Source organism: Cronobacter sp. 153480017-3 (genome assembly GCF_053627815.1).
Genome location: NZ_JBSEYN010000005.1, coordinates 328,150 through 343,372, shown reverse-complemented (window position 1 = coordinate 343,372; position 15,223 = coordinate 328,150). Strand labels below are relative to the sequence as shown.

Below are 15,223 nucleotides of genomic sequence, written 5' to 3'. Positions count from 1 at the left end.
AGCGGTGCGACGCGGCATTCAGCCTGCTGTCGCGAGGTGGCGTATATTACGCTTTCCTCTTTCAGAGTCAACCCTTAATTTCAGGATTTTTCTCTTCCCGACTCACCGTCGCTGTGGGATGTTTCTCATCAGCGCCGTGTCGATGGAGGCGCATTATAGGGAGCTCAGAAGTAATGGCAAGCGGAAAACTTAAAAAAAATCACGACCGCTCACCTTTTCATCATAACGCGTATTTTTAGCGCTTTTTGATAGCTTCTGGCAGCGCAGCGAGGCTATTTAACACCCAATCGGCCGCCGCTTCGGCTTCTGGCGTCACAGGTTTGCCGGTTCGCACCAGCACTTTGGTGCCTACACCCGCAGCGGAACCCGCCTGCATATCTTCTAATTTATCGCCCACCATATAAGAAGCCGCCATATCGATGTGCAGAAAATCGCGCGCGGAGATTAACATGCCCGGCTGCGGCTTGCGGCAGTCACAGTTCTGGCGAAACTCCTCCACTGCCCCTTCCGGGTGATGCGGGCAATAATAGATGCCGTCGAGGTCGACGCCGCGGTCCGCCAGCGACCAGTCCATCCATTCGGTCAGTTGCTCAAACTGCGCTTCGGTAAACTTACCCCGCGCGATGCCGGACTGATTGGTCACCAGCACCAGCGCAAAGCCCATGGCTTTAAGCTCGCGCATCGCATCGATAACGCCATCGATAAACTCGAAGCGGTCAATCTCAGAGACATAACCGTGATCGATATTAATAGTGCCGTCACGGTCGAGAAAAATTGCCGGTACAGATTTAGCCACCTGAAAAACTCCTGCCTTAAATAATGCCGCCTAGTATCGCATGATTCCTGGACTGAGAAAGTGCTCATTGCAGACAGCCAGATTGATTTAGACGTCTGGATGCCTTAACATCCATTCTGTTTACGGCCAACACCCGTATAAGGCAGAACAAAATGCCACGGCTAACTCCTATAAGATAATAAATAACCAGATGATCAAACTGTCGAATATCACCAAAGTGTTCCAGCAGGGAAACCGCACCATTCAGGCACTGAATAATGTCAGCCTGCATGTCCCGGCAGGACAGATTTATGGCGTGATTGGTGCCTCAGGCGCCGGTAAAAGTACGCTCATCCGCTGCGTCAATCTACTTGAACGCCCGACTCAGGGCAGCGTGCTGGTCGGCGGCCAGGAGCTGACCGCGCTTTCTGAATCAGAACTGACCAAAGCCCGTCGCCAGATTGGCATGATTTTCCAGCATTTTAATCTGCTGGCATCACGAACTGTTTTTGGCAACATCGCGCTTCCGCTGGAGCTCGATAACACGCCGCGTGACGAAATCAAACGCCGCGTAACCGAGCTGCTGGATCTGGTTGGCCTGAGTGAAAAGCAGGACGCCTATCCGGCAAACCTCTCTGGCGGTCAGAAGCAGCGCGTGGCGATTGCCCGAGCGCTTGCCAGCAACCCGAAAGTGCTGCTGTGCGATGAAGCCACCAGCGCGCTGGACCCGGCCACTACCCGCTCGATTCTGGAATTGCTAAAAGACATCAACCGCCGTCTGGGCCTGACTATTCTGCTCATCACGCATGAAATGGATGTCGTGAAGCGTATCTGCGACTGCGTTGCGGTGATCAGCAACGGAGAGCTTATTGAACAGGACAGCGTCAGCGAAGTGTTCTCGCACCCGAAAACGCCGCTGGCCCAGCAGTTTATTCAGTCCACGCTGCATCTGGATATCCCGGAAGATTACGCCGAGCGTCTTAACGCGCAATCTGATGATAACCGCGTACCGCTGCTGCGCCTTGAATTCACCGGCCAGTCGGTTGATGCACCGCTCCTCTCCGAAACCGCGCGTCGCTATAACGTGAACAACAACATTATCAGCGCGCAGATGGATTACGCCGGCGGCGTGAAATTCGGCATCATGCTGACGGAAATGCACGGCACACAGGAAGAAACGCAAGCGGCCATCGCTTACCTGCAACAACATCATGTAAAAGTAGAGGTTCTGGGTTATGTCTGAAGCAATGATGTGGTTACTGGTGCGCGGCATCTGGGAAACGCTGGCGATGACTTTTGTTTCCGGCTTTTTTGGTTTTGTGATTGGCCTGCCGGTTGGCGTATTGCTGTACGTAACGCGTCCGGGCCAGATTATCGAAAACGCGAAGCTCTATCGCATTCTTTCTGCGCTGGTGAATATCTTCCGTTCCATTCCTTTTATTATCTTACTGGTATGGATGATCCCGTTTACCCGCGCCATCGTTGGTACTTCCATTGGTCTGCAGGCGGCTATCGTCCCGCTGACCGTGGGTGCCGCGCCGTTTATCGCCCGTATGGTGGAAAACGCCCTGCTGGAGATCCCGTCAGGTCTTATTGAAGCTTCACGCGCGATGGGTGCCACGCCGATGCAGATTGTTCGCAAGGTGCTGCTGCCTGAAGCGCTGCCGGGCCTGGTGAATGCCGCAACCATTACGCTGATTACACTTGTCGGCTATTCCGCTATGGGCGGCGCGGTCGGCGCAGGCGGTCTGGGACAGATCGGTTATCAGTATGGCTACATTGGCTACAACGCGACCGTGATGAACACCGTATTAGTCTTACTGGTCGTACTGGTGTATTTAATTCAGTTCTCAGGCGATCGCATCGTCCGGGCTGTCACTCACAAGTAACGTTACACACAACATCAATATACTTTCAGTTAAGGAATGGTTATGTCTTTCAAGTTTAAAACCTTTGCGGCAGTAGGGGCCCTTCTCGGCACACTGGCTCTGGCAGGTTGCGGTCAGGAAGAAAAAGATCCGAACCATATTAAAGTGGGCGTGATTGTGGGTGCGGAACAGCAGGTTGCTGAAGTCGCCAAAAAAGTCGCCAAAGAGAAATATGGTCTCGATGTCGAGCTGGTGACTTTTAACGACTACGTTCTGCCGAACGAAGCGCTGAGCAAAGGCGATATTGACGCGAACGCGTTCCAGCACAAACCGTATCTGGATCAGCAGATCAAAGACCGCGGCTACAAGCTGGTTTCCGTCGGCAACACTTTCGTGTACCCGATCGCTGGTTACTCCCGCAAAATCAAATCACTGGATGAGCTGCAGCCGGGCGCGCAGGTTGCCGTGCCGAACGATCCGACCAATCTTGGCCGTTCCCTGCTGCTGCTGCAGAAAGTCGGTCTTATCAAGCTGAAAGACGATATCGGCCTGCTGCCGACCGTGCTGGATATCACCGAAAACCCGAAAAACCTGAAGATTGTCGAACTGGAAGCGCCGCAGCTGCCGCGCTCGCTGGATGACGACCAGATTGCACTGGCGGTAATCAACACTACTTACGCCAGCCAGATCAACCTGACGCCAGCGAAAGACGGCATCTTTGTGGAAGACAAAGATTCCCCGTACGTGAACATGATTGTGACCCGCGAAGATAACAAAGACGCGGAAAACGTGAAGAAATTCGTCAAGGCTTATCAGTCTGACGAAGTAAATGAAGCCGCGAACAAAGTCTTCAATGGCGGTGCCGTCAAAGGCTGGTAAGCCGTTTTGATTGCCAGTGGTTATAATTTCAGGACGGGCTTAAGCCCGTCTTGTTATTTCTGCAAGCTCCTGATTCAATAAGCCACGTTTTTATCACCGACGAGGAATTATTATGCGTGCTTTACCGATCTGTCTTTTAGCATTCATCCTGAGCGGCTGCTCCGTGCTAAGCAGATCCCCCGTAGAACCTGTTCAAAGCACCGCGTCGCCGCAAAAATCCGAGCCAGTTCGCCAGAAGACGGTTCGCCCTGCTCCGGTAAAAATCTACACCAACGCAGCCGATCTGGTTGGTAAACCCTTCCGCGATCTGGGCGAAGTGAGTGGCGAATCCTGCCAGGCTTCTAACCAGGATTCTCCGCCGAATATCCCGACGGCCCGTAAGCGCCTGCAGATTAACGCCTCTAAAATGAAAGCGAACGCCGTTCTGCTGCACAGCTGTGAAGTGACCAGCGGCACGCCGGGCTGCTACCGCCAGGCAGTTTGCTTAGGGTCAGCCCTTAGCGTTCCGACCAAATGACGACTTTTGCGTTTGAGCAAATCGGCGTCATCCGCTCGCCTTATAAAGAAAAATTCGCCGTGCCGCGCCAGCCAGGACTGGTTAACAGCGCGCACGGCGAGCTGCATTTAATCGCGCCTTATAACCAGCCTGACGCCGTGCGCGGGCTGGACGCGTTTAGCCATATCTGGATCGTGTTTGTTTTTCATCAGACGATGGAAGGCGGCTGGCGGCCTACCGTGCGTCCGCCACGGCTTGGCGGCAACGCCAGAATGGGCGTTTTCGCCACGCGCTCTACCTTTCGCCCGAACCCCGTTGGCATGTCGCTGGTGGAACTTCAGGGCATCCGCTGCGAAAAAGACCGCGTGATCCTGACGCTCGGCGGGCTGGATCTGGTGGACGGCACGCCGGTCATCGATATCAAACCGTATTTGCCCTTTGCCGAAGCGCTGCCCGATGCGCGCGCGGGCTATGCACGGGAAGCACCGGAGGCGGCGATATCCGTCTTTTTTACCGATGAGATTGCGAAGGCCCTGCCGCCGCTTGAGAAACGCTACCCACGGCTTGGCCAGTTTATTTGTGAAGTGCTCGCCCAGGATCCGCGTCCGGCTTATCGTAAAGAGGAAGAAACCGGCAAGAGCTACGCCGTCTGGTTGCTTGATTTCAACGTCCGCTGGCGCGTAACGCCGCAGGGCTTTGAGGTCTATGCCCTGGAGCCGCGTTAATTTCCATAGCCTCTCTTTTGGCGGCCCATTCTCACTGGTACACTAAACCACTTTTTTGTGTCAGGCTTTAGCGTGCCTGAATTCACACGTTCAAACGGAACCGTAACAACATGCGTACTAGCCAATATCTGCTCTCCACTCTGAAGGAGACACCTGCCGACGCGGAGGTTATCAGCCACCAACTGATGCTGCGCGCCGGGATGATCCGCAAGCTGGCCTCCGGGTTATACACCTGGCTGCCAACCGGCCTGCGCGTCCTGAAAAAAGTCGAAAATATCGTGCGTGAAGAGATGAACAACGCCGGTGCTATCGAGGTGTCGATGCCAGTGGTTCAGCCTGCTGAACTGTGGCAGGAGAGTGGCCGCTGGGAGCAGTACGGTCCGGAACTGCTGCGTTTTGTCGATCGCGGCGATCGCGCGTTTGTGCTCGGCCCGACGCACGAAGAAGTCATCACCGATCTGATCCGCAATGAGCTGAGCTCTTATAAACAGCTGCCGCTCAACTTCTATCAGATCCAGACCAAATTCCGTGACGAAGTGCGCCCGCGTTTCGGCGTGATGCGCTCGCGCGAGTTCCTGATGAAAGACGCCTACTCTTTCCATACCACGCAGGAATCGCTGCAGCAGACCTACGACGCGATGTATGAGGCCTACAGCAAAATCTTCACCCGCATGGGGCTCGATTTCCGCCCGGTGCAGGCAGATACCGGCTCAATTGGCGGCAGCGCATCGCATGAATTCCAGGTGCTGGCGCAGAGCGGCGAAGACGATATCGTCTTCTCTGACTCTTCTGACTTCGCGGCCAACATTGAGCTTGCAGAAGCGGTCGCCCCGCTGACCCCGCGCGCGGCAGCAACCCAGGAGATGACGCTGGTCGATACGCCGAACGCCAAAACCATCGCCGAGCTGGTTGAGCAGTTCAACCTGCCAATTGAAAAAACCGTGAAAACCCTGCTGGTGAAAGCGGCTGAAGGCAGCGAGTTCCCGCTGGTGGCGCTGCTGGTGCGCGGCGATCATGAACTGAACGAAGTAAAAGCCGAGAAACTGGCGCAGGTCGCCAACCCGCTGACGTTCGCGACCGAAGCCGAAATCCGCGCCGCGGTTAACGCCGGTCCGGGTTCGCTTGGCCCGGTGAATATGCCAGTGCCGGTTGTGATTGACCGCAGCGTGGCCGCGATGAGCGATTTCGCCGCAGGTGCGAACATCGACGGTAAACACTATTTCGGCATCAACTGGGATCGCGACGTGGCGACCCCGCAGGTTGCGGATATCCGTAACGTGGTAGCCGGCGATCCAAGCCCGGATGGTCAGGGCACGCTGCTTATCAAACGCGGTATCGAAGTGGGTCACATTTTCCAGCTTGGCACCAAATACTCCGACGCGCTGAAAGCTTCCGTACAGGGCGAAGATGGCCGTAACCAGGTGCTGACGATGGGCTGCTACGGCATCGGCGTTACGCGCGTGGTGGCGGCGGCGATTGAGCAGAACCACGACGAACGCGGCATCGTCTGGCCGGACGCCATTGCGCCGTTCCAGGTCGCGATTCTACCGATGAACATGCACAAATCCTTCCGCGTGCAGGAACTGGCGGAGAAACTCTACGCTGAGCTGCGCGCCAAAGGCATCGACGTGCTGATGGATGACCGTAAAGAGCGTCCGGGCGTGATGTTTGCGGATATGGAGCTTATCGGCATTCCGCACACTGTGGTGATTGGCGATCGCAACCTCGACAACGACGAAATTGAATACAAATACCGTCGCGACGGCGAGAAGAAGATGATCAAAACCGGTGACATCCTCGATTACCTGGTCGCGAATGTGAAGCGCTAAGCGCTCTCCACATTGCATTAAAAAGGCCCTCAGTAGAGGGCCTTTTTCTTATTGGCTTACCTGTCACCGTTACGGATGATCGCAATCTTTACCGGGCCTGAACGCCACTTTCCGATCGGCGACCAGACGCTTTTGCACCGCGCCGCTCGCCGGATCGACCGTCATGGTAAAGTGCGCTTCCACCACCAGCAGCACCGGTTTCTGGCTCACGCCACCCGCGCTCTGATAGTCATGCGCCAGCACGGCATGGTTTTCTACGTTCGTCTCGCGCCCGGTGGCGCAGTCGGTAAAGGTGGCGGCGCTTGCATTGTGCTGGTACATCCCCGTCATGGTCATCGGCGTTTTCGGCAGCGGATCGCTGACCGGATCCAGCCGGTAATTCAGCGACGACTCAATCGGGTTACCTTCCCGGTCAAGCATCTCCAGCGCCTCACCGCGCGCGCGGAAATAGGTTTTCTCGCCCGCGCTGTCAGTGAGCACCAGCTTATCGGCGGTGCGCGCCCAAGTGCCGTAAGCCGCAAACACCGCCTGCCCCTTCGCCCCCAGATAGCGTTGATTCATCACCCAGGTGCCGTCTTTTTCTAAAAACAGCGCGGTCTCGATGCCTTCGCAATCGGCGCAGGGCAGCACGCCCTTCCAGCTCTGCTGCATCGGCTTCAGCTCCGCGGCGCTGGTCGGCGCTAAGGTCTGCATTTCTGCCCGGTTGTTACAGCCAAACAGCGTAAACAGGCTTAACGCCGCCGCTGCGCAAAATATGATTTTTTTCACCGTATTTCCTTATTGTTCGTGGTGCTTTTAATCCGGCATACCGCGCACTTTCCCCCGCAGGGCTTTGGTGGCGGACTTATGGGTTTTCGCCTCCAGGCGGCGCACTTTCGAAGCGCGCGTCGGGCGTGTCTCCTTTCGACGCTTTTGGGTGGCGGTAAGTTCCCGCACCAGCATCACAAGACGCGCCAGCGCCGCCTCGCGGTTCATCTCCTGGCTGCGATACTCCTGCGCCTTGATAACCACCACACCCTCGGCGGTGATCAGATGATGACTCGCCGCCAGCAGGCGCGCTTTCCACTCATCCGGCAGGCTGGAGGCGTTGATATCAAACCGCAGGTGAATGGCCGTCGAGCTTTTATTCACATGCTGCCCGCCCGCGCCCTGCGCCCGGATTGCGCTGAACGTCACCTCGTCATCGGGCACCGCCACGCTTCGTGAAAACGTAATCATGCCTGAGCTTGCCAGACGGTCGGGAGAAGCTCCAGGTTTTGCTCTGCACCGGACAGCCAGATAACGCCTTCCTGCAACGTGGCCTGTAACGTCATGGTTCTCTGTGCCAGCGCGCTCAGCTGGGCGAGCTGTTCATCATTGATATACCAGATAGTCAGGTTTTTATACTGCCGCAGTTTGTCCTGATTCTGCTGCCACCAGATCTGCGCGGCGCGATCATTATAGGTAAACAGCGCCACCTGCTGCGACTGGCTCACCGCCTTCTTAAGGCGTCGCTCTTCCGGCAGCCCGAGCTCAATCCAGAGATCGATGCCGAGATGATCGTTGCGCAGCCAGATCTCCGGCTCGTCATCGGCGCACAGGCCACGGGTAAACTGCAACCGCTCGTCGGCGTACATCATCCAGGCCAGCAGGCGCAGCATCATCCGCTCCTGCGTTTCCGAAGGATGGCGCGCCAGCGTCAGGTTGATGTCGAGAAACTGCTGCCGGTCGAGGTCGGCCACATTGACCGCCGCTTTATAAATGGTTGCTTTTAACGCCATAGGGCCCCCTGAAAAGTTGGGGGGTATTGTAGCGTAATACGTGTCGGCTGGCTGCCGCTTCAAGCGCAGCGCGGTAACGCTGCGAGAGCCTGCGCTATGGCTCTGATGACTATGGTATAGTCACCTTGCTAAACAGAGTTTAACTACGTAGGCTTAGACTTGCATCCCGCGGTGAAGTCTGTCGTCAGGCTCTGACAGGAGGGCATGTGGATAAATATTGTGAATTAATACGACAGCGCTATTCGCAGATAGCCAGCGGCGAACTGGGGTACATTCCCGACGCGCTGGGCTGCGTATTAAGGGCTCTGAATGAGGTGGCCTCTGACGAAGCCCTCTCGGAGTCGGTCAGGGAACAGGCGGCGTATGCTGCCGCGAACTTACTGGTGAGCGATTATGTCAATGAATGATGCCTATCAACCCATCAACTGCGATGACTATGACAACCTTGAGCTCGCCTGCCAGCATCACTTATTACTGACGCTGGAACTCAAAAACGGCGAGGTCATGAAGGCCAAAGCGCAGGATCTGGTTACGCGCAAAAACGTCGAATATTTGATTGCCGATGAAGCCGGTGCCGTACGCGAAGTACGTCTCGACAAAATTGCGAGCTTCAGCCATCCACAAATCGGTACGGTGGTCGTCAGCGAATCCTGACGCGCACGTCACCCTGACGGGCAGCCCTGGCGGCTGCCCGTTTTTTTTCAGGGCTTCTGCCCGGCGTAGTAAGCCGCCAGATTCGCGATATCCTCATCCGACAGCCCACTGACATACGCCTTCATGATTTCCGCCTGCCCGCCGCTGCGCTCGCCTTTTTTGTACGCCTGAAGCGCATGTTCAAGATACGCCTCATTTTGCCCCGCGAGATTCGGGTAAATGGGCGCGCTGGCTTTGCCGGACGCGCCGTGACACGCGACGCACATGACTGCTTTCTCTTCGCCTGCCGCCGCGTCGCCTTTGGCCTGCGCCGTCACGCTTAACGCCATCAGGCTCGCCAGCCATACGCCATGTTTAATCATCGTTGTGCTCCTTGTGCCAGACCAGACTCAAGCCCGGTTCGTTCTGCGCCTGGCCTTCACGGGTAATGAACAGGCCGGGGGCGCAAATGGGTTGCTTATCATAAAACAGGATTGGCGTTATCTCTCGCTGCCAGGGCGGCACCTGCAGTTCCTGCCAGAGTTTTTTCAGCGTTCGTCCGCGATCGCGCCCGACGATATACAACATCCCTGGCGCGCTGAAGCGCACCGAGACCGTTTCGCCGGGGCGCGGCGGTCGCACCGTGTCGCCTGCCTCACCGAAACGCAGGCAGCCCAGCGATTCCGGCAGGGGCAATGCCTCATGCGGATCGGGCCAGGCAAGCACCGTCTGGCGCTGCCCCTGCCGCGCTCTCACCCACCACAACCGCCCCTGATAACGCCGTGCTTCATAGTCGCCGCATTTCAGGCGCGGCGCGGCATCCTCACGGCTTTGAGCCACTTCATCCCAGATCCGTTGCAGCGTGGCGCGCGAAGGCATCGCCGCGTTCAGCGCGGCCAGCCAGCGGCGCAACAGCGCGGCGCGTTTCAGCGCGCTCATGGTTTCAAGCGGCGCAATCGCGAGCGTTTTGCCATCCATCAGCGCGGCAAGCTCCGGCGTCAGCAGTTCATCCAGCAGTTGCTCCTGCTCGCCACAAAGCTGCGCGCTGCGCGCCGCCGCCTGGGTGAAGTGCGGCCAGCGCGCTTCCAGCTCAGGCAGAATGCGCAAGCGTAAAAAGTTGCGATCGAAGCGATCGTCCTCGTTGCTTTCATCGTCGATCCACACAAGCTGGTGGCGAGAGGCCCACGCCTCCAGCTGCGTGCGCGGCGTGTTCAGCAGCGGGCGCAGAAGAACGCTGCCCGCAAACGGCAGTTCGGCAGGCATCGCCGCCAGCCCCGCCGGGCCGCTGCCGCGCTTGAGCGCCAGCAGCAGGGTTTCGCACTGGTCGTCGAGATGCTGCGCCGTCACCAGCGCTTCGCCCGGCAGAAGTGCAGCTTCAAACGCCTGATAGCGCGCCTTGCGGGCCTGCGCCTCAAGACCGAGACCGTCCTGCGCCAGCTCCACATACGCCAGCTCAAATGGCACCTGCCAGCGGTGACAGAGCGCCTGACAATGCGCCGCCCAGCGGTCGGCATTCGGGCTGATACCGTGATGAACGTGAATGGCGCGCAGACGCATTTCAGGGTGCGCCTCGCGCAGCCGCACCAGTTGATGGAGTAACACCGTCGAATCGAGCCCGCCGCTGTATGCCACCAGCAGCTGGCGTCGGCCCCGCAGGGCTGAGAGCAGAGAAGTGTCCATTGCATCGCAAGAAAGAAGAGCCATTGCCGGGCAACTTACCGGGCAATGGCGTCGGGAGCAAGCGTTACTGCTGGTAGAGCTCCAGCGGCAGGCCATCCGGATCGTTGAAGAACGTAAAGCGCTTGCCGGTGAGCGGATCCACACGTACCGCCTCGCACGTCACGCCGCGGCTTTCCAGAAACGCCACCGCCGTGTCGACATCGTCCACGCTGAATGCGAGATGGCGCAAACCGCAGGCTTCCGGGCGGCTCGGCCGCGCGGGCGGAAACGGAAAAGAAAAGAGCTCGATCACGTACTGTCCGTTCAGCGCCAGATCGCCCTTCCAGGAATCGCGCGCCTCACGATAAACCTCTGACTGCAGGGTAAAGCCCAGCGTATCGCAGTAGAACGCTTTGCTGCGGTGGTAATCCGTCGCGATAATGGCGATATGGTGAATCTGTTTTAAACCCAGCATAATCCCTCCTTATGATTGTCTGGCACGTTACTGAGCCTCATGCGGCAAAACAAGGGGTTACTCGCTTTTTAGGACACGTACCCTATAGACGCCGTCTTCGCCGCACTTCGCGCCGTGGATATCCGTTTCAAAACCGGGATAGTGCCTGCCGATGGAGCAGAGCATAAGCAGGAAATCGAGCACCGCGCGCGAATCTTCGGTGATCATCTCGCCAGGCATCACCAGCGGCACGCCGGGCGGATATGGCAGGATCATATTGGCAGACACCCGCCCGATCAGCTTTTCGATCTCCACCGTTTCCACATTGCCCTTCACCTGCTGCTGATACATTTCATGCGGCGTCATTTTCATCTCCGGCAGCACGTCAAACGCCCGCAGCATCAGATCCGGCAGATCGTGCTGCTGGATAAGCTTGTGGATCCCCTGCGCCAGCTCCTGCACGCGCATATTGCGGTAGAAATCGGGATCTTCCGCCCAGAGATCGGGCAGCATGTTTTTCACCCGCAGGTTGAGATCGTAGGCGCGCTTAAACTCCGTCAGGCCGCGCAGCAGGCCCATCGCGCGGGTTTTATCGATGCCAATGCTAAACAGGAACAGCAGATTGTACGGGCCGGTTTTCTCGACCACCACGCCGCGCTCGTCAAGAAACTTCGCGACCAGCGCCGCAGGAATACCCTCTTTCTCCATATTGCCCTGCGCGTCCATGCCCGGCGTCAGGATCGTGACCTTCACCGGATCGAGATACATATGATCGCGGTCGGCATGGGTAAAACCGTGCCAGTCGTCGCCGGGCGTAATCGGCCAGCAGTCCGCTTCGTCAATCTCCTCTGGCTGCCAGATATTAAAGAACCAGCTGTCACTCTCCTCGCGAAGACGCTGCACCTCTTTGCGAAAATGCAGCGCGCGCTCCACCGAGCGGTTAATCAAGCGGCGGCCCGGATTACCGCGCAGCATCGCCGCGGCGGTTTCAATCGACGCCACCAGCGGATAACTCGGCGAGGTGGTGGTGTGCATCATATACGCTTCGTTGAACGTCTCTTCGTCATAGTCGCCCTTAATATGGATAAGCGACGCCTGCGACAGCGCCGCCAGCATTTTGTGGGTCGACTGAGTTTCAAAGAACACTTTCCCGGGCACACGTTCGCCGCTCATGCCGCTCTTGCCCTTGTAGATCGGGTGAAAATGGGTGTAAGGCACCCAGGCGGAGTCGAAATGGATCGAGGGAACGTCCAGCGTCTGCTTGATCCAGTTGGTGTTATACAGCAGCCCGTCGTAGGTGGAGTTGGTGATGACCGCATGGACCGGCCAGCTCGCGTCCGGCGTCTGCGCCACTTTTTGGGCGATCGACTCGCGGGTAAATTCCCGCTTCGGAATGCCGCCGAGAATACCGAGCGCATTACGCGTGGGCTTGAGCCATAGCGGCACAATATCGCTCATCATCAGCAGATGCGTCAGCGATTTATGGCAGTTGCGATCGATAAGCACCGTGCTGCCGGCGTGCGCGGCGTACATCCCGATGATTTTATTCGACGTGGATGTGCCGTTGGTCACCATATAACTTTGCTCGGCCCCGAAAGTGCGGGCGATATACTCTTCCGCCTCCAGATGCGGCCCGGTGTGATCGAGCAGCGATCCAAGCTCGGTGACGGAGATAGACACATCTGCCTTTAACGTGTTGCCGCCAAAAAAATCGTAAAACAGGCAGCCGACCGGGCTTTTCTGATAGGCCGTGCCGCCCATATGCCCTGGCGTGCAGAACGTATATTTGCCCTCTTTCACATAGGTAAACAGCGCTTTGGTAAACGGCGGCGTGATGTTGTCGAGATATTCCTGGGTGTACTGGCGAATGCGCGTCGCGATGTCGTCGGCAATGCCCAGCGAATACTCGAAAAACCAGAGCGCCATGCGCATCTCGTTGGCGCTGACATCCAGCGTCGAGTGCGTATTGATAAACGCGTACAGCGGCAAATATTCGTTGAGCTGATTGATTTCACAGCATAAATCGAGACTGTACTCATCCCAGTCGAAAATGACCCCGCAAATACGCGGATTGTGCTCGATAAACTTCAGCAGATCGTTGCTGTTTTTCGGCCAGATTAGCTGAAAGCCCTGCTGCTGGAGCGCCGCCTGCAACTCTTTCATCGGCTCGTCTTTATAAAAAACGCCGTGCGGCCCCATGATGGCGATGATATTCACTGCTTACCCCCTGGCAAAAAAAACCGTCTGGTAAGCATAGTTGAGCGAAGCGGAACGACGGGCGAGAAGGCAAAAAACCTGCAATCCGCCGTTTGCCTTCTCGCGGTAATAATCCAAAAAGCCAGCCCGCAGGCTGGCTTTTTACGCTTACAGCGCGTTCCAGGCATCCTGCCAGTTAAGGCCCGCGCCTGGCTCATAGTAAGCAGGCGCCACACTGCACCAGCCGCCAGCCGGGAACGGCTTGCACTGATAAAGCGCGCCCTTGTTGAGCACGATGTCGCCCGGCTTCCAGCTATGGCCCGCGGTCCATGACGGGTAGCTCACGGGGCCAGCATCCGGCGTTTTCGCTTTCGCTTTCACGTTGAGGATATAGCTGGTGGTGTCGCTCAGTTTACCGTCGTCCACTTTCAGGCTGATGGTGTACTGCGCGTCGCTGGTGCTCTCTGGCGCGTTAAAGGTCACTACGCTCTTGTCTTTACCGCTCAGCGTCTGCCCGTTTTGCGCCATCCAGGTGTAGGTCAACGCGTCGCCGTTCGCATCGCTGGAGCCCGTCGCGCTCAGCGAGACTTTGCTGCCCGACTCAACCGCGCCCACCGGACCGCTGATACGCGCAACCGGCGCGACATTCCCTGAAGGCGTCGGAGACGGTTGTGGTTGCGGCTCAGGCTGCGGCGCGGGCGTGCTACCGCCGGAGGCGTCGTTAACGATATTCACGTTAAAGTGGTTCTGCACACATTTGGCATAATCCCCCTCTTTGAACGCGCTGAACGGCGTCTGGTAGCCCACCAGCTGACAGGCATAAGCCTGACCATCCGGCGTGGTGGTGCTCCAGCTCCAGTCCATTTCCCAGTAAATTGGCAGCGCGCCTGCCCCGCCTGCGTCAAACTGCTTCATTTTCTTACAGCCGAGCACTTCATCCGCCGGCACCGGCACTTTCAGGTATTTGGCAAACTCTTTGTAATACGCGATACGGTTCAGCGACTGGGCATTTTCCGCGTCACCGCCACACTCAACGCCGCCGTTGATTATCTGGATGGTCACGCCAAAGCCGGGCACCAGCCCGTTCTCTTTATCGTGTTCGTTCGGCACCCAGGTGCCATCAATCACATGCAGCATGCCAGGCTTAGGCGGTTGCGGATAAACAAAGAAAAAGATCGCGCTGGCGAGATTCAGCCAGGTATCGGCGACCATTTCTGGTTTATCGAGTAGCGGACGGACATCGCCGTACATCGCGTCGGAGAACGGCCCGTAGTTGTAGTTATAGGAGAGCTGCTTGGCGCCACGCCCGAAATAACTCACATAATCGCCGTCTTTATCCTTGCCGCAGGGCCAGGTCTGCCCCTGCCAGGTATCCGGATTACATTCGCCGTTATAACCGCCCTTCTGCCCTTCGCTCCAGCCCATTTCGCGCAGATAGACCAGCGCCTGCCGCCACTCCGGCTGCTCGCGCCAGCTCTCATGGCCGCCGGTCTCCTGTGCGAAGTGCGCAAACATGGTGGCGAGCGATTTCCGGCAAATAGCGTCAGCGTCGCGTCCGTCGCTGTAGCTGCCGCACACCGCCGGGAATTTGCCGACGGCTTTCAGAAAGTTGATGTAGGTGTATTCCGGCGCACGCAGCGGAAAGAGATATTCCCAGTCCTGCGCGCTCAGGATTTTCTCGACCCGCTTAACGTTGTCCGGGTTCGCGGCGCGCCCCGGCGCTATCTGCTCGACCTGCGCGTTATCCAGCGTGCGGATAGCGCTTTTTACCGACTGCATCAGTGGAAAATTGGTCAGCTCCTGCTCTTTTTTAGTGAGGTCGCTGGCGTTAAGGGTGTAAGGCGTGCTGCTGGTGAGCAGCGGCGCGGCCAGCGCCTGAGCGCCTGCAAGAACCCCTGCGGCACCAATCGCCGCGATTTTTGCTATTTCCATTCCGGTGTCCCCTTGTG

Annotated in this window: 17 protein-coding genes; 8 read left to right on the top strand and 9 right to left on the bottom strand. The window is 57.4% G+C overall.

Going from position 1 to position 15,223, the window contains the following annotated elements; all coding sequences use genetic code 11:
- Positions 1-235: 235 nt before the first annotated feature.
- The gene (gene gmhB / locus ACUW6V_RS13970) at positions 236-796 is read right to left on the bottom strand and encodes a D-glycero-beta-D-manno-heptose 1,7-bisphosphate 7-phosphatase (protein WP_097649910.1); all 561 of its coding nucleotides are present in this window, start codon (positions 794-796) and stop codon (positions 236-238) included.
- A gap of 190 nt (positions 797-986) precedes the next feature.
- On the opposite strand from gmhB, the gene metN reads away from it, so the two are divergent.
- The 6 genes from metN (at position 987) to proS (ending at position 6,572) form a co-directional block, all read left to right on the top strand.
- Entirely contained in the window at positions 987-2,018 is a 1,032-nt protein-coding gene (gene metN, locus ACUW6V_RS13965; RefSeq protein WP_004385436.1) for a methionine ABC transporter ATP-binding protein MetN, read from the top strand.
- Complete coding sequence (locus ACUW6V_RS13960; RefSeq protein ID WP_004385437.1) at positions 2,011-2,664, top strand: methionine ABC transporter permease MetI; 654 nt, start codon at positions 2,011-2,013, stop codon at positions 2,662-2,664. Before metN ends, ACUW6V_RS13960 begins: the two co-directional genes overlap by 8 nt.
- 42 nt (positions 2,665-2,706) lie before the next feature.
- On the top strand, positions 2,707-3,522 hold the full coding sequence (locus tag ACUW6V_RS13955; protein ID WP_004385438.1) for a MetQ/NlpA family lipoprotein: 816 nt from the start codon (positions 2,707-2,709) through the stop codon (positions 3,520-3,522).
- Positions 3,523-3,634: 112 nt separating this feature from the next.
- Positions 3,635-4,039, top strand: a complete 405-nt coding sequence (rcsF, locus tag ACUW6V_RS13950; RefSeq protein WP_004385439.1) for an Rcs stress response system protein RcsF — start codon at positions 3,635-3,637, stop codon at positions 4,037-4,039.
- Positions 4,036-4,743, top strand: a complete 708-nt coding sequence (tsaA, locus tag ACUW6V_RS13945) for a tRNA (N6-threonylcarbamoyladenosine(37)-N6)-methyltransferase TrmO (protein WP_014729547.1) — start codon at positions 4,036-4,038, stop codon at positions 4,741-4,743. Before rcsF ends, tsaA begins: the two co-directional genes overlap by 4 nt.
- A 110-nt stretch (positions 4,744-4,853) precedes the next feature.
- Positions 4,854-6,572 (top strand): proline--tRNA ligase, encoded by a 1,719-nt coding sequence (gene proS / locus ACUW6V_RS13940; protein WP_097569809.1) that lies wholly within the window; start codon positions 4,854-4,856, stop codon positions 6,570-6,572.
- A gap of 69 nt (positions 6,573-6,641) precedes the next feature.
- Here the strand turns inward: proS and nlpE are convergent, their stop codons facing one another.
- The 3 genes from nlpE to ACUW6V_RS13925 are packed head-to-tail and all read right to left on the bottom strand — an operon-like array spanning position 6,642 to position 8,332.
- Complete coding sequence (gene nlpE, locus ACUW6V_RS13935; RefSeq protein WP_454038498.1) at positions 6,642-7,340, bottom strand: envelope stress response activation lipoprotein NlpE; 699 nt, start codon at positions 7,338-7,340, stop codon at positions 6,642-6,644.
- A 27-nt stretch (positions 7,341-7,367) separates the two neighbouring features.
- Positions 7,368-7,790 carry an alternative ribosome rescue aminoacyl-tRNA hydrolase ArfB gene (gene arfB, locus ACUW6V_RS13930; RefSeq protein WP_004385443.1) on the bottom strand — a complete coding sequence of 141 codons (423 nt, stop codon included), beginning with the start codon at positions 7,788-7,790 and terminating at the stop codon, positions 7,368-7,370.
- A complete protein-coding gene (locus ACUW6V_RS13925; protein ID WP_014729551.1) occupies positions 7,787-8,332 on the bottom strand; it encodes a YaeQ family protein in 546 nt (181 codons plus the stop codon). The genes arfB and ACUW6V_RS13925 overlap by 4 nt, the downstream gene beginning before the upstream one ends.
- Before the next feature lie 206 nt (positions 8,333-8,538).
- Here ACUW6V_RS13925 and ACUW6V_RS13920 point away from each other — a divergent pair, with 206 nt between their 5' ends.
- Both ACUW6V_RS13920 and rof read left to right on the top strand, forming a co-directional pair.
- Positions 8,539-8,739, top strand: a complete 201-nt coding sequence (locus ACUW6V_RS13920; protein WP_004385445.1) for a YaeP family protein — start codon at positions 8,539-8,541, stop codon at positions 8,737-8,739.
- On the top strand, positions 8,726-8,986 hold the full coding sequence (gene rof / locus ACUW6V_RS13915; RefSeq protein WP_004385446.1) for a Rho-binding antiterminator: 261 nt from the start codon (positions 8,726-8,728) through the stop codon (positions 8,984-8,986). The genes ACUW6V_RS13920 and rof overlap by 14 nt, the downstream gene beginning before the upstream one ends.
- 47 nt (positions 8,987-9,033) lie before the next feature.
- Here rof and ACUW6V_RS13910 read toward each other — a convergent pair whose 3' ends face one another.
- From ACUW6V_RS13910 to ACUW6V_RS13890, 5 genes are all read right to left on the bottom strand, one after another.
- On the bottom strand, positions 9,034-9,348 hold the full coding sequence (locus ACUW6V_RS13910) for a c-type cytochrome (protein ID WP_029039290.1): 315 nt from the start codon (positions 9,346-9,348) through the stop codon (positions 9,034-9,036).
- A complete protein-coding gene (gene tilS / locus ACUW6V_RS13905; protein ID WP_454038497.1) occupies positions 9,341-10,645 on the bottom strand; it encodes a tRNA lysidine(34) synthetase TilS in 1,305 nt (434 codons plus the stop codon). The genes ACUW6V_RS13910 and tilS overlap by 8 nt, the downstream gene beginning before the upstream one ends.
- Positions 10,646-10,709: 64 nt before the next feature.
- On the bottom strand, positions 10,710-11,099 hold the full coding sequence (locus ACUW6V_RS13900; RefSeq protein ID WP_007790895.1) for a VOC family protein: 390 nt from the start codon (positions 11,097-11,099) through the stop codon (positions 10,710-10,712).
- A gap of 57 nt (positions 11,100-11,156) precedes the next feature.
- Entirely contained in the window at positions 11,157-13,295 is a 2,139-nt protein-coding gene (locus tag ACUW6V_RS13895; protein WP_104676783.1) for a lysine decarboxylase LdcC, read from the bottom strand.
- Positions 13,296-13,442: 147 nt separating this feature from the next.
- Positions 13,443-15,206, bottom strand: a complete 1,764-nt coding sequence (locus tag ACUW6V_RS13890) for a chitinase (RefSeq protein WP_085045804.1) — start codon at positions 15,204-15,206, stop codon at positions 13,443-13,445.
- Positions 15,207-15,223 lie beyond the last annotated feature (17 nt).